Raw genomic sequence first — 20683 nt, 5'->3', positions numbered from 1 at the left:
GCGCCCAGATGGGCGGCTGGTACCGCAAGGAGATCCGCTCGGTCGAGGACCTCAAGGGGCTGAAGATGCGCATCGCCGGGCTCGGCGGCACCGTGCTCTCCCGCCTCGGCGCCGTCCCGCAGCAGCTCGCCGGCGGCGATCTCTACCCGGCGCTGGAGCGCGGCACGATCGACGCGGTGGAATGGCTCGGCCCCTATGACGACGAGAAGCTCGGCTTCCACAAGGTGGCGCAGTACTACTACTACCCCGCCTGGTGGGAGGGCGCAGCGAACACCCATCTCTTCGTCAACCAGGAGCAATGGGCGGCGCTGCCGAAGAGCTACCAGGCCGCCATCCGCACCGCCGCCGCCGAGGCGACGCATTGGATGGTGGGGCGCTACGACATCCGCAACCCGGATGCGCTGCGCCGCATCCTCGGCTCCGGCACCCAGCTCCGCCCCTTCCCGCGCGAGGTGATGGAGGCCTGCTACCGCGAGGCCATGGCGGTGGAGCAGGACCTCGCTGGCCGCAGCCCCGAATTCAGGAAGATCCATGAGGGGTGGTCGAAGGCGCGGGACGACATGCGCGCCTGGTTCCGCGTGGCGGAGCTGAGCTTCGACAATTTCGTCGCCCAGGCCTCCCAGCGCCGCTGACCCTGCCCGGCGCTCCGTCGCCGCGTCTCGACCTGGACCGCCTGTTTCCCTGGCGCGGCTTCGCCGCGACAGGCTGTGCGAGGTGCCGGAAAACAGGGGCTCCGGGGGGCCATGGCGCTGCGCAGCAATGCCATGGCAATAAGGCGTCCCCGCAACGGCGCGAAGCGGTGTTGTGGGAGCTAGGCTTTGATGATGCAGCGCCCGGTTACGCCGCGCCGGGCGCAGGCATTGCGGGTATCCACCACCAGCGGCGCCAGCCGGGCGATACGGGCGTAGTCCACCGCATCATGGTCGGTGACGATCAGCACCGCATGGCAGGCCTCGAGCGCCGCATCGCTCAGCAGCATGGAGCGGCGCCCGGCAAGGGTCGGGTGCTCCGGCAGCTCGGCCGGCAGGGCAGGCACCAGCGGGTCATGGTAGGCGGCGACGCCGCCGCGCTGCTCGATCATCTCCATCAGCCGCAGCGCCGGGCTTTCCCGCACATCGTCCAGATTCGGCTTGTAGCCGACGCCGAGGACGAGGATGCGGCTGTTGCGCAGGCCGCGGCCCTGGCTCTCATCCAGCCCGCGCAGCAGCCCGTCCAGAACGTAGTGCGGCATGGCGGTGTTGATCTCGCCCGCCAGTTCGACGAAGCGGGTGGGGACGCCCTGGGCCTTCGCCTTCCAGGCCAGGTAGAAGGGATCCACCGGAATGCAGTGGCCGCCGAGGCCCGGGCCGGGCCAGAAGGGCATGTAGCCGAAGGGCTTGCTGCTCGCCGCCTCGATCACCTCCCAGACATCGATGCCCATGCTGGCGTAGACCTGCTTCAGCTCGTTCACCAGGGCGATGTTGACGGCGCGGAAGATGTTCTCCGTCAGCTTCACCGCCTCCGCTGTCTGGGGGGAGGAGACGGGCACCACGCGCCGCATGGCCGCGCCGTAAAGGGCGAGGGCAAGGCGCTGGGAATGCGGGTCCGCGCCGCCGACGACGCGCGGGATGCTGGCCGTGTCGTAGTGCGGGTTGCCGGGGTCTTCGCGCTCCGGCGAATAGGCCAGGAAGAATTCATGGCCGCAGACCAGGCCGGAGGAGTCCAGAATGGGCTGCACCACCTCCCGCGTCGTGCCCGGCCAGGTGGTGGATTCCAGCACGACGAGCTGGCCGGGACGGAGCTGCGCCGCGACCTGGTGGGCCGCCCCCTTCACGGCGGAGAGGTCCGGTTCCCGGTGGCGGCCGAGCGGCGTCGGAACGCAGATCAGGATGGCATCTGCCTCGGCGAGGCCGGCCAGGTCGCCGGAGACGGCGAATCGGCCGGACCGCATCGCCGCCTCGATCTTTTCGCGCGGGATCTGGCGCAGGGTGCTCTCGCCGGCGGTCAGGCGGGCGAGCTTCGCCGGATCGAGGTCGAAGCCGGTGGTGGCGAAGCCGGCATCGGCCAGGGCCAGGGCCAGGGGCAGGCCGACATAGCCGAGGCCCATGACGGCGATCTGTGCGCTGCGCGCCTCGAAGCGTTGAAGCTGCACCTCCCACAAGGGGCGCAGCCGGGTGGCAGAAGGGAGCGGATCAATCTGCGGCAGCATCGTATCCGGCATGCCATGAGCATTCCGCTGTCGTTCTTATAAAGTCAACCAGGAATAGTATTAACGAAACCACCTACGCGGTATGGATGCCCCCAGGGGCAGCTCTCGCTCCCGGCGTCACAGGGCGTGACCCTTGCGGGCAGATTCCGCGACTCGGCCATCGCCGGTGCGACCTTGCTCCGAAGAGGTGAAAATTCTGCAACCCGTCCCGGCCGAAGCCGGGGCCGTGCGGTGCTGCCACCATGCGTCGGCGGGGCGGATTTTCCGGCCCCGGGCGGCTCCGCCCGGACGGCAATTGCTTTAGGAGGGGCAGGCAACGGAGCGCGTAGGATGAAGGTTCTGGTCACCGGCAGCGCCGGCTTCATCGGCTTCCACCTCAGCCGGCGGCTCCTCGCGGCCGGGCATGAGGTGGCCGGCCTGGACGCCATGGTGCCCTATTACGATGTGCGGCTGAAGCAGGCGCGTCACGCCCGCCTTGCCGCCCTGCCGGGCTTCTCCGCCCATGAATTCGATCTCTGCGAGGCGGAGCGGCTGCGCGAGGTGCTGCGGGCGGAGGCGCCGGAGGTGGTGGTGCACCTCGCCGCCCAGGCCGGGGTGCGCTACGCGCTGGAGCACCCGGAAAGCTACGTCCACAACAACCTCGTCGCCACCTCCACCCTGGCGGAGGCGCTGCGCCACCAGCCGGTACGGCATCTGCTGATGGCCTCCACCAGCTCCGCCTACGGCGCCAACGAGACAATGCCCTTCCGCGAGACGGATGCGGTGGCGACGCCGCTGAACATCTACGCCGCGACGAAGCTGGCCACCGAGCATATCGGCCACAGCTACGCGCATCTCTGGCGGCAGCCGGTGACCATGTTCCGCTTCTTCACGGTCTATGGGCCCTGGGGCCGGCCGGACATGGCCTTCTTCAAATTCACCGACGCCATCCTGAAGGGCCGGCCCATCGACATCTACAACCACGGCCGGATGGAGCGGGACTTCACCTATGTGGAGGATCTGGTCCAGGCGATCGAGAAGCTGATCGACTGCGTGCCGGAGCAGGGAAGGCCGGTGGCGGAGATCGACAGCCTCAGCCCGGTTGCGCCCTTCCGCGTGGTGAATATCGGCAATGCGCAGCCGGTGCAGCTGCTGGACTTCATCGCCGCCATCGAACGCGCGGCGGGGCGCGAGGCGATCCGCAACCTGATGCCGATGCAGAAGGGCGAGGTGCTGAAGACCTGGGCCGATAGCAGCCTGCTGGCAGCGCTGACGGGCTACCGGCCGAGCACCGGGATCGAGGAGGGGATCAGGGAATTCGTGGCCTGGTACCGGGAGTATTACGGGATCTAGAGCGGATCGCCGTAGGGCGGCGTCGCCCGAAGGCGTCAATCTGCTCTACAGACAAAGGCGTAGAGCGTCTTCGGTGAACGCATGTGAACCGAAATGCTCCAGCCGCCCCTGGCGGGAGGCCCGGAGGCGAACCCGCCCAACCAAGCCCGCCGGTCGGCTGGGCTTGGTTCCCCAGCGGTTTTAGGTCCCTGGTGGTGCAGCCTGCGCCACCATGCGCCCGCCGTCCCCGCCTGGGATGGCCCCTGCGCAGCGAGCCGGGCCGGCAGGCTGAACTCCGGTCGCGGCGACACCTGGCCGGACAAGGTAGATTTGCCCTCAATTCGGCGCGATGATCATTGCTCGCTAAAAAAGAGGTTAGGCGGCAGGCACTTGAACGCCGTAAACCAGACATTTGTTCGATAACAGAAATATTTGTGATGATGCCGCAAATATCGGCGTGGCCGCGCCTCTCGGCCGCGGTCAAGCGAATAACGAGTTTGTCCGAACGGGAGCAGAACTCGCTATGGCCGTATATCTACGGATATTGATGTCCCATTTGCAGCGCTCGGCCGGCCGATTTCAGCGGAATGTCTGGCTGCCCGGGCGGCCGGTGCTGACCGCCTTGCGGGCGAGCCATTGGCTCTACGCCTGCATGAGCAAGCAACCGCAGGTCGTCGATCTCGCCGAGGGTGTGAAGGTGAAGCTCGCGCCCAAGCTGATGTCGCACGGCTCCACCTCCATCTTCATGAAGAGGGCGGAATACGAGCCCGAGCTTCGGTACATCGCACGCTTTGCCGAAGTCGGCAGCACGGCAGTGGATGTCGGCGCCAATATCGGCATCTACACCCTGTTCCTGTCCCGCTACCTCGGCCCCTCCGGCCATGTCTTTGCCTTCGAGCCGAGCGAGATCTCCTATCCCGAACTGGTCGAGAATCTCACCCGCAACCAGGTGACCAACGTCACCGCAAGCCGCCTTGCGCTCTCGGACCGCGCCGGCACGGCCGCGCTGTTCCAGATCAACGGCAGCCCGGTCAACTTCTCCCTGGCCGAGGAGGCGCATACGGACACCGAGACGGTCTCCGTCACCATGCTCGACGCCTTCCTTCAGGAGCCGCCGACGCGCCTGTCCTTCATGAAGATCGATGTGGAGGGCTTCGAGTACAGGGTGCTGCAAGGGGCCCGGAACACCCTGGAACGCCACAGGCCGACCGTCATGTTCGAGGTCTCCGACAGCGCGATGGCTCGCGCCAATACGGACCGCGCGGCCCTCGAGAACTTCTTCCGGCGCCTGGGATACCGCCTGTTCGTCTTCGACGAGGATGGCGGGCTGCAGGAGCTGGAAACGCTGGTGGACGCGAATGTCATCGCGCGGCCCGGTGAGGCGCTGCACCGCCCCTAGGGCAGATCGCCGCAGGGCGGCATCGCCTGGCAGCGCAGAACTGCGGCAAGGCCCTATGCCGGAGCAGCCTCGCTGCGCCTCGATCCCTGCCGGGCTCCGAAGGCCGCACTGGTCCTGGCCGCAGGTCCTCGCAAGGGGTCCTGCGGGGCTGCCCTAGAGCATGCTGCGTTCGCTTGCGCTCACGCAGCATGCTCTAGGCCGTTGTTGTGCGAGCATCTTCACGCGTTCAGATGATTCCAGCTGAACGCGATCTGCTCTAGGCCGCCACCGCCCCGCTCCAGGGCGTCATCGCATCGCTGATCCCCACCGCCCCGTCCGGCCCGCGCCGGATCATGTTCGGGCAGGCGAAGTTCAGCGGCAGCACCGCGTGTTCCACCGTCTGGGTCGGCCCCACCGCCTCCAGCGCCGCGATGACCTCCGGCGGCAGGCGCTGGTCCGCGGTGATGCCGCTGGGGCCGGAGACGTCGATGCGCGGGTAATGCGCCGCCTCCTCCAGACCCATGCCGAAATCGGCGACATAGGTGAGGAGCTGGAACACCGCCGCCAGGATGCGGCGCCCGCCCGAGGCGCCGCCGGCGATCTCCGGCTCCGCGCCATTCGCCGCGATCACCGGGCACATATTGGTCAGCGGCCGCTTGCCCGGGGCGATGGCATTCGGCGTGCCCGGCTGCGGGTCAAACCACATGACGCCGTTGTTCATCAGGACGCCGGTTCCCGGAAGCACCACGCGGGAGCCCATGGAGGAGAGCAGCGTCGTCGTCATCGCCACCATCATCCCGTCCTTGTCGCAGACGGTCAGGTGGGTGGTGCAGCTATCCACGCCCTGCGGCTCGGCATCGCCAAGCCCCGCCAGCCGCTCAGCATAGGAGGCCTGCAGCACCTCGGCCAGCTTGCCGTACCAGGCGGCGGAGGGGACCTCGTCATAAGGGGCATCGGCCATGCCTTCCAGCACGCGCCGCAAGGTCGGCGCCGCGGTCAGCCCATTGGCCAGCATCAGGGTGCGGCCGCGCCAGGGCGCCGTGATGGCCGGCAGCACCCGTGCCGTGCAGCTTTTCAGGTCGGCGGCGGTGATGACGCCGCCCACCGCCTTCATGTCGGCGACGAGCTGCGCCGCGATCTCGCCCTCGTAGAAATCCCGCAGCCCGGCGCGCTGCAGCTGCTCCAGCGTCGCCGGCAGCTCGCCCTGCACCAGATAGCCCGGCTTGCCCTGATAGGGCGTGGTGGGCGGCAGCCCGTTCGGCAGGTAGATCCGCGCGCTCTCCGGATAGAGCCGCAGCACGGCGGCCGAGGCGGCGATCTTCAGCGTCGTGTACCAATCCTGCGGCAGGCCGCGCCTGGCCAGCGCCACGGCAGGGGCCAGCACCTCCCGGATCGGCAGGCGGCCATGCTTCTCATGCAGCAGCGCATAGCCGGCGACGGCGGAGGGGATGACGAAGGAGAGCGGGCCATGGATGTTGCGGTCGCCCTCCACCTCCGGCCAGGAGAACAGATCCTGCTTCAGCCTTCCGGTCAGCGGAAAGGCGGAGGCATCGAGGCCGGCAGGGGCGACGGGGCCGAAATCGAAGGTCTCGGCGGTCGGCATGCCCGGCTTCATCGCCAGGGCGAAGCCGATGCCGCCCAGGCCGCAATTCCAGGGCTCCAGGCTCGCCAGGGCGAAGGCGGTGGCCACGGCGGCATCCGCCGCATTGCCACCAGCCCTCAGCATCTCCGCCCCCGCCTCGGCCGCCGCCTTCACCTGGGAGACGACGATGCCACCGGCGCCGCGCGCCTCCGGCTTGCGCAGCTGCCAGTGCTGGGTGAGGTGTTCGATCATCGCGGGGACCCTTGCGGCATGTCCGCATGCTCGCGCCGATCGCCGCGGAAGGGAAGGGCAGGGGCCCCGCCGCGGTCAGCCCTGCGGCACCGGCGCGTGGGCGGAGGGGAGACCCGCCTGGTGCCGAGCCTCGATCCGCCGGACCAGCGAGTTCTCCGCATGCGGGTTCGCGAAATGATACAGCGCGGTGGCGCGGACCACATCCGGCGGGCAGGGGCGGTTGGCGTGCAGGGAACGGTAGCCCCAGAAGAAGTAGACATTGCCGGGCTCCATCGGCACGTCCCTCGCACCCATCCGGCGCTGCACCCAGGGGCTGGCCAGCGGCTTCGCGACCAGCCGATTCTGCAGCAGCGCCTTCTCGGCCAGGTTGGTCAAGGTGCTGGACCGAACGCCACGCAGGTTGGGATAGATGACGAGGTCGCCCCGTTGGGCCCGCGGCCGGGCGGGGATCAGGATCGGCACCAGCGCGGTGATCAGATAGGCATCGTAGTGGAAGCGGTAGGAATGCCGCAGCCCGGAGCGGCCGGATAGCACCCGCAGCACCTGGAAGATGTCGTCCGCCGGCGCCGCGCGGCGCATGCTGCGCTCATAAAGACCGGTCATCACCCCGCGGAAGCCGGCGGAACGGCCAAGTTGCGCGAGCGGCAGCCCGGCCACCGGGCCGGGACCGAGGTAGCAGAAATACTCGCCGCCATTGCGTGCCAGCTCCTGCTCCACGAAGTCGGCGATGGCGCCGAGCGCCGTGTGGGGAATGCAGTTCCGCAGCATGGCGACGCCATCCTGCTGCATGGCGGCGAAGATATCATCGATATCCCGGCTCGCCAGCGCTGGGAAAGGATCAGCGATCTGCAGCATCAGGCACCTGCCCAGCCAGCAATGCTGCAATTTGCTATAAGAAACGGCATATTTTTTTCCCGGCCCTTGGCACGGTATTGTGCCGGGCGGAACTTGGAAAATTCCGGGACCGTGAGGAATTCACGAGATCGAATGCAACGCGAAAAGAAATGTGATCGACACCAATGGACGACCCGATACGGTTTGTCTCCGACGATTTCGGCTGATTATCATGTGGATGATGCGGATGGTCGCCGGCCTCTAAGGATGGCTGGTGCCCTGGCATTCGCAGGTCAGGTTGTGAATCCCGTTACTGGGCCAGTTTCCTGGCCATGTCGGGCGGTGCGCGAGGGCCGCGGCATGCCGCTGGCACGCGGGGCGGCCCGGCGTCATGGGATCCGCAGGCGGAATGCCACGAAATCGCCGCCAGACCGGCCTGATATCGCCCGGGGCGAGGAGTTCAGTCAGGGGACACCGGCCGGCCGGGCTGCCGGATTTCTTGGAGAATTGCCGCCATGCGTCAGCGGATCGCCTGCGGCCTCATCTTCGGGGCCCTCTGCCTCATCACCGCCCTCGTCGGCCTGTTGCTCAGCGACGCCATGGCACCCGGACGGGTGCCGCCCATGCTCGCCTTCTGGGGGGCCTGCGGCGCGGGGGGGCTGCTGGTCGGGGGCCTGGCCCTGCTGGAGCGCCGCGGCGTGGACACGCTGCCCGGCCTGCCCAGCCGCGGCTGAGCCGGCCCGGCCTCAGGCTTCCAGCCAGGGAACTGGCCGTCCGCGCCCCGCGGCCGGCCCGTGCCGCTCAGCCGGCCTCGGGATAGAGGGCGCGCAACCCGGTCTCGGAGGCCTCGCAGCGACCGCGCTCGGTGATCAACCCGGTCACCAGCCGCGCCGGCGTTACGTCGAAGGCCGGGTTGGCCGCCGGGCTGCCCTCCGCCGCGACGCGGATCGTCTCGATCCGCCCATCGGCGGTGCGGCCGGTAAGCTCCGTCACCTCGGCGGCGGCACGCTCCTCGATCGGGATCTCCGCCACGCCGTCGGCCACCCGCCAGTCGATGGTGGAATGCGGCAGCGCCACCCAGAAGGGCACGCCATTGTCCTTCGCCGCCAGCGCCTTGAGATAGGTGCCGATCTTGTTCGCCACGTCGCCGGTGCGGGTCACCCGGTCCGTGCCGACGATGACGATGTCCACCTCGCCATGCTGCATCAGGTGGCCGCCGGCATTGTCGGCGATGACGGCGTGCTTCACCCCATGCTTGCCGAGCTCGAAGGCGGTCAGTGCCGCGCCCTGGTTGCGCGGGCGGGTCTCGTCCACCCAGACCTCGACGGGAATGCCCTCGTCATGCGCCTGGTAGATGGGGGAGAGGGCGGTGCCGTAATCCACCGTCGCCAGCCAGCCGGCATTGCAGTGGGTGAGGACCTTCACCTGGCCCTTCTTCGCCGCGATCTCCCGCAGCAAGGGCAGGCCGTGCTGGCCGATGCGGCGGCAGGTCTCGGCATCGTCGTCGGCGATGGCCAGCGCCTCGGCATAGGCGGCGGCGACGCGCTCCGTGGGCGGCAGGTTGTGCAGCCGGGCCCGCATCCGGTCCAGCGCCCAGCGCAGGTTGATGGCGGTTGGGCGCGTCTCGCCCAGCACCGCCACCGCCCGTTCCAGGCCTTCGGTCGAGGGGTCGGCCCGCAGCGCCAGCGCCACCCCATAGGCGGCGACGGCGCCGATCAGCGGCGCCCCGCGCACCTGCATGGAGCGGATCGCCTGCGCCACCTCCGCAAGGCCGGTCAGGCGAAGGATGTCGAGCTGCCAGGGCAGCTTCGTCTGGTCGAAGATCCGCACCGACCAGCCATCCTCGTCCACCCAGACGCTGCGATAGGGCTTGCCGTCGATCTTCATGCCTGTGGTCCCGGTTGCGTGGCTGGCGCCGTCAGGCAGGCATGTGGCGTGAGGGAGGGGGCCTGTCCAGCATGATAGGCCGGGGACGGGCCCCGCCCCGCTAGATCCGCTGGTGCAGCGCGCAGACCAGGGTGAAGAGCTGCCGTGCCGTCTCGAAATCCAGCCCGATCCGCCCTTCCAGCCGGGCCATCAGCAGCTCCGCCCCCTCGTTGTGCAGGCCGCGGCGGCCCATGTCGATGGCCTGGATCCGGGCCTCCAGCCCGCCCTCCAGCACCGCCCGTTCATGGCTCTCCACAATCATGTGGTAGTCCTTGATCAGTCGCCGGAAGGGGCCGAGGGCGAGGGCTACCGCCCGGACCGGCACCTCCCGCAGGTCGCGGATATCGAAGACCAGGCGGCCGTCGCGGATGCAGAGATGCAGCAGGAAGGGGCCGCCGCCGACGCCCACCGGGTCGAAGCGGTTCTCCCGCAGCAGATCGGCCACGGCCTGGCGGCGATCCGCCTCGGCATAGGCGGAGGGCAGGGGGGCGTCGTCCGGCAGGATGAGCTTGTCCAGCCGTCGCGCCCCGGGGGGAGCGAGCGTGGCCGGGGCGGTGCGTCCCTCAGGCATCGTGGCGGGGAGCAGCGGCAGCGGGCTCCGGCTCGGGCTCCGCGCCGACGAAGCCCAGCGCGCTCATCCAGCCGACCACGGCCCCCTTCACCGGCCGCAGCAGCAGGATGCAGAGCACGGTGAAAAGCGGCAGCCAGACGGCCATGTGGACCCACATCGGCGGCTGCCAGACGCGCTCCACCCAGAACACCCCCGGCACCAGCAGGTGGCCGACCAGGAAGATGACGAAATAGGGCGGGGCGTCATCCGCCCGCAGCCGGCCGAGCGGCGCGCCGCAATTGGCGCAGGCCGGCACCAGCCGGAGGTAGCCGGCGAAGACCTTGCCCTCGGCGCAGAAGGGGCAGTGATTCCCCAGGCCGCGACTGACCGCCGTCCACAGGGGGGGCGGGGCGTAGGCGGCGGTCGGGGCAAGGCGGCTGGCATCCCAGCGCATCCGGCAATCCTCCATTGGCGCCGATCCGGCGCGTTCCGTTTCGGCTTGGCGGCGCGGGCTGCCGCAATGATGCAATGCAATATCGCCCGGCGGTCCGCCATAGCAAGCGCCGGCTGGTGGCCTGCCGGTCCTGCCGGAGCCGGAAAGCCGGAACCTCGGCGGCAGGAGACCGGGCCGGGGGCGCCGCAAGCCGGCCTCATGCAGCGCTCCACCCTAACGAGCGCGGGCGGCCGGGTCCCGGTTCCAGAGAACCGCCAGGGCCCGGACGTCCGGCGGATCGTCTGCGTGCGGGAACGCCAGCCGGCTGCGAAGGCCAGCCTCCCTGGCGGCGCCGTCGCGGCAGGGCGGCGAGTCTGCCTGGCATGGAGGATCCTGCGCCATCCCTCCGCCTTGCCGCTTCCCGGCCGTCATGCGGCACAAGGTCCGGCTTGCGCCGGGAGGGCAGGCTGGGCGAGGCTTGCGCATGGCCCAGCGCATCCTCGTCCTCAATCCCAATGCCTCGCTCTCCTGCACCGCCGGCATCGCCGCGGCCCTGGCGCCGCTCGCCACCCCCGGCGGCCCGCGCTTCGACGTGGTGCGGCTGGAACAGGGGCCGCCTGCCGTCGCCACCTGGCGGGACTGGTTCCAGGTGGCGGAGCCGCTCTGCCAGCTGGTCGAGCGGGAGGCGGCGGATGCCTATGTCATCGCCTGCGTCTCCGACCCGGGGCTGGAGGCGGTGCGGATGGCGACGACCCGCCCGGTGCTCGGCATGCTGCGCTGTGCGGTGGCGGCGGCGCTGACCCGGGCGGAGCGGTTCGGCATCATCGGCTTCATGGAGAGCAGCCGGCCGCGCCAGCGCCGGGTGCTGCAGGCGATGGGGGTGGAGGCGCGGCTGGCGGCGTTCGAGCCGCTGAACCTGCCGATGGAGGTGCTGACCGACCCGCTCGCCGCCCGCGCCCGGATCGAGGCAGCGGCGCGCCATCTGGCGGCGCAGGGGGCGGAGGCGATCATCCTCGGCTGCACCGGCCTCGCCGGCCATGCCGCGGCGGCGGAGGCGGCCGCCGGCGTCCCGGTCATCGAGCCCTGCCTGGCGGCCGGCAGCATGGCGCTGCTGGCCCTGCGTGGCGAACCGGTCGCGGCCGCCCGTACGGCGGCCTGAGTCCTGCCGGCTGGGTCCGGCCCGCCGGCGAGCGGTGAAGGGCGTGCTACGTTGCGCGCCGCTGTCGATGCCGTCTCGGTCGGGACCCGTACGCGTCATGGATGGCCCTGTCCTGGCCGTGGCGCCATGGGCGACGCCAGTCCAGACGGCCTTGAACCTGCGCGCCACCGATCACCACGCTCCGGCCGCTGCGCGCCATGGGTGGCTCCGGCTCACGGGCCCAGACCTGCGCGCCACGCTCCGGGCGATGCCGTCCTCGACAGGTCTGGGGAACCATCCAGGACCTTCTCCCCGCTCAGTGCTTCCCGTGGGCCGGACGAGCCCGGCCCTGCCCGCATGGAGGCGCCGCCGGCGAGGGGCCATGGCCGCCAGCCCGGTAACGGCCGGTTACGCTTTCTCACCCGTCGGCGACGGAGGGTGATGCTGGCGTCGCATGGCATCGGCAGGCTGGCCGCCTCACCCCGAGGGAGAGCCGCCATGGCCCAGCCGCTGTTCCGCGCCGGATTGTTCACCCTGGCCGTGTCGCTCGGCTTGCTGCCCTATCTCGGCGGCGGGGCGGGGGAGCGCCATGCCAGGATGGTCGGCCGCCAGGCCCTTGCCGCCCCGCGCCAGCCGGTCGCTGCGCGGGAGGAGCCGGGGATCGAGGCCGAGGACGGGGACGCTACCGGCGGGCCGCAGCGCCTCACCGTCTGAGGCCGGATTGACCCGGGCCCGCGGCATCGTGAAGCTGACGGCGGGAATTCTGGGACCAGACCCTTATGCGTTCATTCACCCGTCGCGGCCTCGCGGCGATGCTTGCTGCCGCCTTGCCGGCCGCCGCCGGTGCCCAGGCCTGGCCGGCCCGGCCCATCCGCTTCGTGGTCCCCTGGCCGCCGGGCGGGCTGAACGACCTCATCGCCCGGCATTTCAACGACCGCGTCTCGGCCCGGCTGGGCCAGGTCATCGTCAACGACTTCAAGGCCGGCGCCGGCGGGCGGATCGGGGTGGCGGAGGTGGCGCGGGCGGCGCCGGATGGGCTGACCATCGGCATGGGCAATCTCGGCCCGCTGACCATCTTCCCCAACCTCTACAAGGACATGCCCTACGACGTCCGGCGGGACCTGATCCCGGTGATGATGTTCGCCGCCTCGCCCCTGGTGCTGGTGGTGAACAGGGACCTGCCGGCGCAGGACGTGGCGGGGCTGATCGCCCTGGCCAAGGCGCGGCCGGCGCAGCTCAACTACGCCTCCATCGGCATCGGCACCGCGCAGCACCTGATCTTCGAGATGTTCCGGGTGAAGGACGGCATCCGGATGGAGCACGTCCCCTATCGCGGGGCGGGGGACAGCCTGCTGGCCATCCTTGGCAACGACGTGCAGGCGGAGTTCGAGACGCTGCCTTCCATCCTGCCCGCCATCCGGGATGGCCGGGTCCGCGCCCTGGCAGTGACGACGCCGGAGCGCGTCCCGCACCTGCCGAAGGTGCCGACGCTGAAGGAGGTCGGCTACGACATCGAGGTCGCCACCTGGTACGCGGTGATCGTCCCCGCCCGCACGCCGGAGCCGATCGTCGAGCGCCTCTATGCCGAATACACGGCGATCTCCCGCAGCCCGGACACCCAGGCCTTCCTGGCGGAGCAGGGGCTGATCTACCTGCCCAACACCCGCGCCGAATTCGCCGCCCGCATCGCCTCCGAGACCACCCGCTGGGCGGCCATCATCGCCGATCGCGGCATCAAGGTGGATTAGCCTCATGGACGCCAAAGGCCTCACGGCCTTTGGCAGGGGAACTCCCTGGGGTCCTGGACCGGGATGGGTGGAGCTTCGCTCGCCCATCCCGGTCCGGCACGCTGTCCGGCTATGCGGCCCGCGCTTTCGGCCGACCCGTTGCGGCCGATCGCGCTCCAGCCGCGGAGCCCTGGGGCGCGGCGCCGGCAGCGCCGCGGCGCATCAGCGCCAGGCCGGCCGGCCGAGATTGACGTCGCGGCCGCTGGTCAGCGCACCACCGGCCGCGCCAGCCGCACCGCCGATCAGCGCCCCGGTGCCGACGCTGCCGCCGGTGAGGGCGCTGACGCCCGCCCCCGCGCCGGCCCCCAGCAGGCCGCCGGACACCGCCCGGTCGCCGGTGGAATAGCCGCAGGCGCCCAGGGCCAGGGAGGCGAGGCCGAGCAGGGCGAGGCAGGTCTTGCGCATGGCGTCCATCTCCTTGTTCTCAATTCCGAAGTGGCAACGCGAGGCCATGCGCCGGGTTGCGATGCCGTCACGCCACGTGATCGGGCCGCCTCCGACCAGGGCTTGAGCCGCGTGCAAGGGGCGGGTAAGCCAGCGCCTCGCCGGCTGCCCCGCGGCTTTGTGAACGCCCCCTGGACGCTTCCCCGAAGCTCCCCCCGGCGGCCTTCCGGACGCCTGCCCGGGCGGCAGAGTCCGAGCTGGAAGGTTGCCCTCACATGTTTTCTCGCCTGTTCGGCTTTCTGTCGGCCGACATGGCCATCGACCTCGGGACCGCGAACACGCTGGTCTATGTGAAGGGTCGGGGCATCGTGCTGAACGAGCCGAGCGTGGTGGCGATCGCCGACCACCGGGGACGCAAGCAGGTCCTGGCCGTGGGTGAGGAGGCCAAGATGATGCTCGGCCGCACCCCCGGCAACATCGCCGCCATCCGCCCGCTGCGCGACGGCGTCATCGCCGATTTCGAGGTGGCGGAGGAGATGATCAAGCACTTCATCCGCAAGGTGCACAACCGGCGCAGCTTCGCCTCGCCGATGATCATCGTCTGCGTCCCCTCCGGCAGCACGGCGGTGGAGCGCCGTGCCATCCAGGAAAGCGCCGAGAGCGCCGGCGCCCGCCGGGTGCTGCTGATCGAGGAGCCGATGGCCGCGGCGATCGGCGCAGGGCTGCCGGTGACGGAACCCTCGGGCTCCATGGTCGTCGATATCGGCGGCGGCACCACGGAGGTCGCGGTGATCTCGCTTGGCGGCATCGTCTATGCCCGCAGCGTGCGTGTGGGCGGCGACAAGATGGACGAGGCGATCATTTCCTACATCCGAAGGCACTTCAACCTGCTGATCGGCGAGAGCAGCGCCGAGCGGATCAAGATGGAGATCGGCGCCGCCACCATCCCGGACGAGGGGGACGAAGGCGCGCTGACCGAGGTGAAGGGCCGCGACCTGATGAACGGCGTGCCGCGGGAGGTGGTGGTGACCCAACGGCAGATCGCCGAGAGCCTGGCCGAGCCGGTCACCGCCATCGTCGAGGCGGTGAAGGTGGCGCTGGAGAACACCCCGCCGGAGCTTGCCGCCGACATCGTGGACAAGGGCATCGTGCTGACCGGCGGCGGCGCCCTGCTGCACCGGCTGGACGAGGTGCTGCGCCACGCCACCGGCCTGCCGGTGGTGGTGGCGGAGGAGGCGCTGTCCTGCGTCGCCCTCGGCACCGGGAGGGCCCTTGAGGAAATGAAGCGGCTTCGCCAGGTGCTCTCTTCGATGTATTAGAATGTCTCGCAGGACCGCCGCGCGGCTTTGCGGAAGGGGCGGATTCGGCGGCCTCCGGGAGGCCGCACCGGCCTGCGCCCCCAGGCCGCGGACGGACAACCGGCGGCGGCAAGGGATGTTTAGGCACATCCAGTGCAAGCTGGATCGACCTAAGGTGGTGGGCGCATGACGGTTCCGGGCGCATGACCTTGTCAGGCCGATATCCTGAGCGGCAGCAGGCGCCCAGCCGGGGAGGCCGGTGCGGATGATCCGCCTCAGCATCCCCCTGCGCCAGGCGCTGGCGCGGCTCAGCCTGCCGATGATGATCGCCGCCGCCTTCGGCGTGATGCTGCTGGGCAAGGCGGATGCGCTGCTGGCGGAGCGCGCCCGGGTGGCGCTGGCCGACCTGCTGACCCCGATCTGGAGCGCGCTGCAGCAGCCGGTCTCCGCCGTGCAGCAGGCGGTGCGGGAGGCGGAGTCGCTGCTGCGGCTGCGGCAGGAGAATGCCAGGCTGCTTCAGGAGAATGAGCGGCTGCGCCGCTGGCAGGCGGCCGCCCTGGCGCTGGAGGCGGAGAACACCCTGCTGAAGCGGCAGCTGAACTACCTGCCGGAAGCCGCGCCCGCCTACACCACAGCCAGGGTCGTGGCCGATGGCGGCGGCACCTATGCCCGCGCCGTGCTGCTGGCCGCCGGGCCGCAGCATGGCATTCGCAAGGGTCAGGTGGCGCTGGATGAGCGGGGCCTGGCCGGGCGGGTGACGGAAGTGGGCAGCCGCTCCGCCCGGGTGCTGCTGGCCACCGACATCAACAGCCGCATCCCGGTGACGCTGGAAGGCAGCCGGGCGCGGGCCATGATGGTCGGCACCAACGGCGCCCGGCCGCGGCTGCAGCACTGGCCGGAGGGCGCCATCCCGCAGGAGGGCGACCGGGTGGTGACCAGCGCCGAGGCCGGGGCCTTCCCCGCCGGCCTGCCCGTGGGCGTGGTGCGCTGGAGCGCGGCGGGGGCGCCGGAGGTGGAGCTCTTCGCCCGGCTGGACCGGCTGGATATGGTGCGGCTCTTCGATTACGGGCTCAGCGGCATCCTGCCGCCGGAAGCCGTGGCCCGGCCCGAGCCCCGGGCGCGCCGGTAGCGCCATGGCCTTCAAGGGGCGCCCCGCACCCTCCACCGGGCTGCTGCGGCAGGTGGATGCCCTGGCGCGGGCGGCCTTCCCCTCCGGCTTCACCGTCCTGGTGCTGGTGCTGGCCGCGGTGCCGGTGGGGCTGCCGGGGGTGGTGGCCGCGGCCGGCCTGCCCTGCATCTTCTTCTGGTCGGTCTTCCGCCCCGCTGCCCTGCCGCCGCCCGCCATCTTCGGCCTCGGCCTGCTGACGGACCTGCTGAGCGCGGCGCCGCTCGGCAGCAACATCCTGATCCTGCTGGTGGTCTATGGCTTCGCCACGCGCTGGCGGCGCTTCCTGGCGCGGCAATCCTTCCTCGCGGTCTGGCTGGCCTTCTGCGGCTTCGCCGCCGTCGCCGCCCTGCTCGGCTGGGGGTTGCAGGCGCTGCTCGGCTGGGCCGTGCCGCCCGCCATGCCGGGGGTGGCGCAGGTGATGCTCTCCGCCGGGCTCTACCCGATGCTGGCCGCCCTGATGAGCGCGGCGCAGCAGGCGATGATCCGCGCCGAGGCTGCCGGATGAGGGGGGTGCGGCGCGAGGAGGAGCAGCGGCGGAGCATCTTCACCCGCCGGGCGCTGGCGCTTGGGCTCGGCCAGCTCGCCCTGTTCGGCGCGCTCGGCACCCGCCTCTACCGGCTGCAATCGGAGGAGGGGGAGCGCTACCGGACGCTGGCCGAGGAGAACCGCCTCTCCGCCCGGCTGATCCCGCCGCCGCGCGGCCGCATCCTTGACCGCAACGGCCAGGTCGTCGCCGGCAACAAGCTGAACTGGCGGGTGCTGCTGGTGGCCGAGCAGACCCAGGATGTCGGCGCGACGCTCGAGACCTTCTCCCGCATCCTGCCGCTGGCCGAGCATGAGCGGGCGCGGATCGAGCGCGAGGTGCGCCGCCGCCGCCGCTTTGTCCCCGTCACGGTCCGGGAATTCCTCGCCTGGGAGGAGATGGCGCGGATCGAGGTGAATGCGCCGGACCTGCCCGGCATCCTGATCGATGTCGGCACCACGCGGCTCTATCCGGAGGGCGAGCACCTGGCCCATATGGTCGGCTATGTGGCGCCGCCCGCCGAGCGCGACATGGATGGTGACCCGCTGCTGGAGCTGCCCGGCATCCGGGTCGGCCGGGCCGGGCTGGAACGCTTCCACGACCAGGTGCTGCGCGGCCGCGCGGGGGCGGTGCAGCTCGAGGTGAACGCGGTCGGCCGGGTGATCCGGGAGGTGGAGCGGCGGGAGGGCGTGCCGGGCCAGGATGTGCAGGTCTCGGTGGATGCCGAGCTGCAGAAGGCCATCCGCGGCAGGATCGAGGAAGGCACCAGCGTCGTCGTCCTGGATGCGAAGAACGGGGAGGTGCTGGCCATGGCCTCCCAGCCCTCCTTCGACCCCAACCTGTTCAATGCCGGCGTCTCCGCCGCGCAGTGGCGGCAATGGACGGCGAGCCGCTCGACGCCGCTGATCAACAAGGCGACCAACGGGCTCTACGCCCCGGGCAGCACCTTCAAGATGGTGGTGGCGCTGGCGGCACTGGAGGCGAAGGTGTTGACGCCCGGGGAGCGGGTATCCTGCCCGGGTTATTACGACCTGGGCGATACGCGCTTCCATTGCTGGAGCCGCTATGGCCATGGCGGTGTGGATATGCGCGCCGGGCTGAAATATTCCTGTGACTGTTATTTCTACGAGGCCGCCAAGCGCACCGGCATCGACCGCATCGCCGCCATGGCGAACCGCTTCGGCCTCGGCGTGGATCTCGACATCGAGCTGCCGGGGACCCGCAAGGGGCTGGTGCCGACGCGCGCTTGGCGCCAGGCCCAGGGCAAGCCCTGGAATCTCGGCGACACGGTGGTGCATGGGATCGGCCAGGGCTTCTACCAGCTCACCCCGCTCTCGCTTGCCACCATGGCGGCGCGGCTGGCGACCGGGCGGGCGGTGCAGCCGCACCTGACCCGCAGCATCGGCGGCCGCCCGGCCCGCGGCGGGAAGCCCGAGGACTGGCCGAGCCTCGGCATCCCGGACCGCGACCTGCGCCTGGTGCGGGAAGGGATGTGGGCGGTGGTGAACGAGGAGGGCGGCACCGCCCGGGTGGCCCGCCTGCCGGGGCAGTATGGCGTGCTCGCGGGCAAGACCGGCTCCGTCCAGGTGCGGCGGGTGAGCCGTGAGCAGCGCGAGCGGGGCTACAAGGCGGAGAACCAGCCGCGGGAGTGGCGGCCGCATGCGCTCTTCGTCGCCTATGCCCCCTATGACAACCCGCTCTACGCCGTCTCCGTGGTGGTGGAGCATGGGATGAGCGGCGCCGGCGCCGCGGCGCCCCTGGCCCGCGACGTGATGCTGGAGGTGTTCAACCGCTTCCGCGCCGCCCCCGCACAGCGCGTGGCGGAGGGGCGACCATGAGCGGCACCTTCGAGCGCCGGCTGCTGACGCGCGACCGTGGCACCGGGCTGCTGCAGAAGCTCTGGCTGATCCCCTGGAGCTTCGTGCTGCTGCTCTGCGCCGTCGCCGCCGTCGGATATGTCGCGCTCTATTCCGCCGGCGGCGGGCCGGAGGCCTATGCGGCGAAGCACGCCATCCGCTTCGGCTTCGGCTTGGTGCTGATGCTTGGCATCGCCATGGTCGATATCCGGATCATCGCCCGCTTCGCCTGGGTCGGCTATCTCGGTGGCATCGCCCTGCTGGTGCTGGTGCTGCTGCATGGCAATGTCGGGAAGGGGGCGCAGCGCTGGATCGATATCGGGCCGCTGCAGCTCCAGCCCTCGGAGCTCATGAAGATCATGCTGGTGCTGGCGCTGGCCGCCTGGTTCCAGCGGGCGAGCGGGGAGCGGATCGGCAACCCGCTCTTCCTCATTCCGCCCGCCCTGATGGTGCTGGTGCCGGTCGGGCTGATCCTGAAGCAGCCCAATCTCGGCACCGGCCTGATCACCGCCATGATCGGCGGGGCGGTGTTCTTCGCCGCCGGGGTGCGGTTGTGGAAATTCGCCCTGATCCTGGCCGCGGTCGGGGTGGCGGCGCCGATCGCCTATGAGCATCTGCACGACTACCAGCGGGCACGGATCACCACCTTCCTCGACCCGGAGAGCGATCCGCTGGGGGCGGGGTACAACATCATCCAGTCGAAGATCGCGCTGGGCTCCGGCGGGTTGTGGGGGAAGGGGTTCCTGCAGGGGACGCAGGGCCACCTGAACTTCCTGCCGGAGAAGCAGACCGACTTCATCTTCACCATGATCGCCGAGGAATTCGGCCTCGTGGGGGCGCTGACCACGCTGGGGCTGCTGGCGCTGGTGGTGCTGTTCTGCTTCGCCGTGGCGTTGCGCTGCCGGCATCAATTCGGCCGGCTGCTGGCGGTGGGGCTGGGGACGAATTTCTTCTGCTACGTCTTCGTGAACGTGGCGATGGTCACCGGCTCCATCCCCGTGGGCGGGGTGCCGCTGCCGCTGATCTCCCATGGTGGCTCCGCCATGCTGACCACCATGCTGGGTTTCGGGCTGCTGCTCTCGGTCTTCGTCCATCGCGATGCGGAATTCGGTCCCGCGCGCGACTGAGGGGGTGGACAAAGCGGCAGCGGGCGCTATGAACCGCCCCTGTCGGGCGCATAGCTCAGTTGGTAGAGCAGCTGACTCTTAATCAGCGGGTCCAAGGTTCGAGTCCTTGTGCGCCCACCATTTTCAAGCACTTACGTGGTGGTGGTTCCGACGTTCCGACGGGCGTTCCGACGCCTGTCCACCACGCGTTCTGCGCCTTATTCACGCCGCTTAGCCCGTCGTTCCGCTGCGAGGCGTAGCTTCGCCCCCTCCTCGAACTGTTCCGGTGTCCGACGGGCATACCGGCGGCGCATGTCAGCAGTCAGATGGCCGCTATGGGTGCCCATCTGGATATCGGTGGCGCCAGCGGGTCCATCCCCGCGCAGGCGGGGGAGCCTTCCGCGGCTGCAGCTCCTGCGCATAGGCCGGGGGTCCATCCCCGCGCAGGCGAGGGAGCCTTGGCCTGGAAGGTGAACGACGCCGTGGTGTCGGGTCCATCCCCGCGCAGGCGGGGGAGCCTTCCGCGGCTGCAGCTCTTGCGCATAGGCCGGGGGTCCAGCCCCGCGCAGGCGGGGGAGCCTTCCGCGGCTGCAGCTCTTGCGCATAGGCCGGGGGTCCAGCCCCGCGCAGGCGGGGGAGCCTTCCGCGGCTGCAGCTCTTGCGCATAGGCCGGGGGTCCAGCCCCGCGCAGGCGGGGGAGCCCCCGCGCTAGGTCTCGCACCGCGGCGCGGAGGGGTCCATCCCCGCGCAGGCGGGGGAGCCGTACGTTCTGGACTGAAGCGCCCTCGACCTACGGGTCCATCCCCGCGCAGGCGGGGGAGCCATGCTCGGCCTTGCCACTGGCGCCGCTGCCCGGGGTCCATCCCCGCGCAGGCGGGGGAGCCATGCTCGGCCTTGGCACTGGCGCCGCTGCCCGGGGTCCATCCGCGCGCAGGCGGGGGAGCCATGCTCGGCCTTGGCACTGGCGCC

The 20683-nt window shown here is 70.5% G+C and carries 19 protein-coding genes, 1 tRNA gene and 1 CRISPR repeat array (1 of these 21 only partly in view); of the genes, 13 read left to right on the top strand and 7 right to left on the bottom strand.

The features are described 5' to 3' along the window. A partial coding sequence (dctP, locus tag NJ376_RS07730; protein ID WP_252952666.1) for a TRAP transporter substrate-binding protein DctP occupies nt 1-632 on the top strand: 632 nt, incomplete at its 5' end. 179 nt (nt 633-811) lie between these two features. Here dctP and NJ376_RS07725 read toward each other — a convergent pair. After that, a complete protein-coding gene (locus tag NJ376_RS07725) occupies nt 812-2200 on the bottom strand; it encodes a nucleotide sugar dehydrogenase (protein ID WP_252952665.1) in 1389 nt (462 codons plus the stop codon). Nucleotides 2201-2518: 318 nt separating this feature from the next. Here NJ376_RS07725 and NJ376_RS07720 point away from each other — a divergent pair, with 318 nt between their 5' ends. Beyond that, nucleotides 2519-3520 (top strand): NAD-dependent epimerase/dehydratase family protein, encoded by a 1002-nt coding sequence (locus NJ376_RS07720; protein WP_252952664.1) that lies wholly within the window; start codon nt 2519-2521, stop codon nt 3518-3520. Between the two features lie 526 nt (nt 3521-4046). Further along, nucleotides 4047-4898, top strand: coding sequence for an FkbM family methyltransferase (locus NJ376_RS07715; RefSeq protein ID WP_252952663.1), 852 nt, complete (start codon nt 4047-4049; stop codon nt 4896-4898). Nucleotides 4899-5154: 256 nt separating this feature from the next. Here NJ376_RS07715 and NJ376_RS07710 read toward each other — a convergent pair whose 3' ends face one another. Both NJ376_RS07710 and NJ376_RS07705 read right to left on the bottom strand, forming a co-directional pair. Continuing rightward, nucleotides 5155-6711, bottom strand: a complete 1557-nt coding sequence (locus NJ376_RS07710) for a gamma-glutamyltransferase (RefSeq protein ID WP_252952662.1) — start codon at nt 6709-6711, stop codon at nt 5155-5157. A 75-nt stretch (nt 6712-6786) separates the two neighbouring features. Continuing rightward, complete coding sequence (locus NJ376_RS07705) at nt 6787-7566, bottom strand: hypothetical protein (RefSeq protein ID WP_252952661.1); 780 nt, start codon at nt 7564-7566, stop codon at nt 6787-6789. 494 nt (nt 7567-8060) lie between these two features. On the opposite strand from NJ376_RS07705, the gene NJ376_RS07700 reads away from it, so the two are divergent. After that, entirely contained in the window at nt 8061-8279 is a 219-nt protein-coding gene (locus tag NJ376_RS07700) for a hypothetical protein (RefSeq protein WP_252952660.1), read from the top strand. Between the two features lie 67 nt (nt 8280-8346). On the opposite strand, the gene mtnA is transcribed toward NJ376_RS07700, so the two are convergent. The 3 genes from mtnA to NJ376_RS07685 form a co-directional block, all read right to left on the bottom strand. After that, the gene (gene mtnA / locus NJ376_RS07695; RefSeq protein WP_252952659.1) at nt 8347-9432 is read right to left on the bottom strand and encodes an S-methyl-5-thioribose-1-phosphate isomerase; all 1086 of its coding nucleotides are present in this window, start codon (nt 9430-9432) and stop codon (nt 8347-8349) included. Nucleotides 9433-9532: 100 nt separating this feature from the next. After that, nucleotides 9533-10042, bottom strand: coding sequence for a UPF0262 family protein (locus NJ376_RS07690; RefSeq protein ID WP_252952658.1), 510 nt, complete (start codon nt 10040-10042; stop codon nt 9533-9535). Next, on the bottom strand, nt 10035-10475 hold the full coding sequence (locus NJ376_RS07685; RefSeq protein ID WP_252952657.1) for a DUF983 domain-containing protein: 441 nt from the start codon (nt 10473-10475) through the stop codon (nt 10035-10037). The genes NJ376_RS07690 and NJ376_RS07685 overlap by 8 nt, the downstream gene beginning before the upstream one ends. Nucleotides 10476-10938: 463 nt before the next feature. Between NJ376_RS07685 and NJ376_RS07680 the strand changes: the two genes are divergently transcribed. The 3 genes from NJ376_RS07680 (at nt 10939) to NJ376_RS07670 (ending at nt 13340) form a co-directional block, all read left to right on the top strand. After that, on the top strand, nt 10939-11613 hold the full coding sequence (locus NJ376_RS07680; RefSeq protein ID WP_252952656.1) for an aspartate/glutamate racemase family protein: 675 nt from the start codon (nt 10939-10941) through the stop codon (nt 11611-11613). Nucleotides 11614-12090: 477 nt separating this feature from the next. After that, on the top strand, nt 12091-12306 hold the full coding sequence (locus tag NJ376_RS07675; protein ID WP_252952655.1) for a hypothetical protein: 216 nt from the start codon (nt 12091-12093) through the stop codon (nt 12304-12306). A gap of 65 nt (nt 12307-12371) precedes the next feature. Further along, the gene (locus NJ376_RS07670) at nt 12372-13340 is read left to right on the top strand and encodes a Bug family tripartite tricarboxylate transporter substrate binding protein (protein ID WP_252952654.1); all 969 of its coding nucleotides are present in this window, start codon (nt 12372-12374) and stop codon (nt 13338-13340) included. Between the two features lie 201 nt (nt 13341-13541). Here the strand turns inward: NJ376_RS07670 and NJ376_RS07665 are convergent, their stop codons facing one another. Continuing rightward, on the bottom strand, nt 13542-13784 hold the full coding sequence (locus tag NJ376_RS07665) for a hypothetical protein (RefSeq protein WP_252952653.1): 243 nt from the start codon (nt 13782-13784) through the stop codon (nt 13542-13544). A gap of 254 nt (nt 13785-14038) precedes the next feature. Here NJ376_RS07665 and NJ376_RS07660 point away from each other — a divergent pair, with 254 nt between their 5' ends. From NJ376_RS07660 to NJ376_RS07635, 6 genes are all read left to right on the top strand, one after another. After that, entirely contained in the window at nt 14039-15082 is a 1044-nt protein-coding gene (locus NJ376_RS07660; protein ID WP_252952652.1) for a rod shape-determining protein, read from the top strand. A gap of 244 nt (nt 15083-15326) precedes the next feature. Beyond that, nucleotides 15327-16190, top strand: coding sequence for a rod shape-determining protein MreC (mreC, locus tag NJ376_RS07655; RefSeq protein ID WP_252952651.1), 864 nt, complete (start codon nt 15327-15329; stop codon nt 16188-16190). A gap of 4 nt (nt 16191-16194) precedes the next feature. Beyond that, the gene (locus NJ376_RS07650; RefSeq protein WP_252952650.1) at nt 16195-16734 is read left to right on the top strand and encodes a rod shape-determining protein MreD; all 540 of its coding nucleotides are present in this window, start codon (nt 16195-16197) and stop codon (nt 16732-16734) included. Next, the gene (gene mrdA, locus NJ376_RS07645) at nt 16731-18590 is read left to right on the top strand and encodes a penicillin-binding protein 2 (protein WP_370288064.1); all 1860 of its coding nucleotides are present in this window, start codon (nt 16731-16733) and stop codon (nt 18588-18590) included. Before NJ376_RS07650 ends, mrdA begins: the two co-directional genes overlap by 4 nt. Next, nucleotides 18587-19735 (top strand): rod shape-determining protein RodA, encoded by a 1149-nt coding sequence (gene rodA, locus NJ376_RS07640; protein ID WP_252952648.1) that lies wholly within the window; start codon nt 18587-18589, stop codon nt 19733-19735. Before mrdA ends, rodA begins: the two co-directional genes overlap by 4 nt. A gap of 44 nt (nt 19736-19779) precedes the next feature. Next, a tRNA-Lys gene (locus NJ376_RS07635) sits at nt 19780-19855 on the top strand. A gap of 227 nt (nt 19856-20082) precedes the next feature. Beyond that, nucleotides 20083-20683: a CRISPR direct-repeat array (repeat unit 29 nt; unit sequence GGGTCCATCCCCGCGCAGGCGGGGGAGCC); it runs 769 nt beyond the window's last position.

Origin of the sequence: Siccirubricoccus soli, from assembly GCF_024178315.1 — a bacterium.
GTDB lineage: Bacteria > Pseudomonadota > Alphaproteobacteria > Acetobacterales > Acetobacteraceae > Siccirubricoccus > Siccirubricoccus soli.
This window is presented reverse-complemented; position numbering and strand designations above follow the sequence as displayed.

Excerpts from the sequence above, each read along its gene's own strand:
- NJ376_RS07725 (WP_252952665.1), bottom strand. The coding sequence starts at position 2,200 with ATGCCGGATACGATGCTGCCGCAGATTGATCCGCTCCCTTCTGCCACC.
- NJ376_RS07720 (WP_252952664.1), top strand. The coding sequence starts at position 2,519 with ATGAAGGTTCTGGTCACCGGCAGCGCCGGCTTCATCGGCTTCCACCTC.
- NJ376_RS07715 (WP_252952663.1), top strand. The coding sequence starts at position 4,047 with ATGTCCCATTTGCAGCGCTCGGCCGGCCGATTTCAGCGGAATGTCTGG.
- NJ376_RS07710 (WP_252952662.1), bottom strand. The coding sequence starts at position 6,711 with ATGATCGAACACCTCACCCAGCACTGGCAGCTGCGCAAGCCGGAGGCG.
- NJ376_RS07705 (WP_252952661.1), bottom strand. The coding sequence starts at position 7,566 with ATGCTGCAGATCGCTGATCCTTTCCCAGCGCTGGCGAGCCGGGATATC.
- NJ376_RS07700 (WP_252952660.1), top strand. The coding sequence starts at position 8,061 with ATGCGTCAGCGGATCGCCTGCGGCCTCATCTTCGGGGCCCTCTGCCTC.
- mtnA (WP_252952659.1), bottom strand. The coding sequence starts at position 9,432 with ATGAAGATCGACGGCAAGCCCTATCGCAGCGTCTGGGTGGACGAGGAT.
- NJ376_RS07690 (WP_252952658.1), bottom strand. The coding sequence starts at position 10,042 with ATGCCTGAGGGACGCACCGCCCCGGCCACGCTCGCTCCCCCCGGGGCG.
- NJ376_RS07685 (WP_252952657.1), bottom strand. The coding sequence starts at position 10,475 with ATGCGCTGGGATGCCAGCCGCCTTGCCCCGACCGCCGCCTACGCCCCG.
- NJ376_RS07680 (WP_252952656.1), top strand. The coding sequence starts at position 10,939 with ATGGCCCAGCGCATCCTCGTCCTCAATCCCAATGCCTCGCTCTCCTGC.
- NJ376_RS07675 (WP_252952655.1), top strand. The coding sequence starts at position 12,091 with ATGGCCCAGCCGCTGTTCCGCGCCGGATTGTTCACCCTGGCCGTGTCG.
- NJ376_RS07670 (WP_252952654.1), top strand. The coding sequence starts at position 12,372 with ATGCGTTCATTCACCCGTCGCGGCCTCGCGGCGATGCTTGCTGCCGCC.
- NJ376_RS07665 (WP_252952653.1), bottom strand. The coding sequence starts at position 13,784 with ATGCGCAAGACCTGCCTCGCCCTGCTCGGCCTCGCCTCCCTGGCCCTG.
- NJ376_RS07660 (WP_252952652.1), top strand. The coding sequence starts at position 14,039 with ATGTTTTCTCGCCTGTTCGGCTTTCTGTCGGCCGACATGGCCATCGAC.
- mreC (WP_252952651.1), top strand. The coding sequence starts at position 15,327 with ATGATCCGCCTCAGCATCCCCCTGCGCCAGGCGCTGGCGCGGCTCAGC.
- NJ376_RS07650 (WP_252952650.1), top strand. The coding sequence starts at position 16,195 with ATGGCCTTCAAGGGGCGCCCCGCACCCTCCACCGGGCTGCTGCGGCAG.
- mrdA (WP_370288064.1), top strand. The coding sequence starts at position 16,731 with ATGAGGGGGGTGCGGCGCGAGGAGGAGCAGCGGCGGAGCATCTTCACC.
- rodA (WP_252952648.1), top strand. The coding sequence starts at position 18,587 with ATGAGCGGCACCTTCGAGCGCCGGCTGCTGACGCGCGACCGTGGCACC.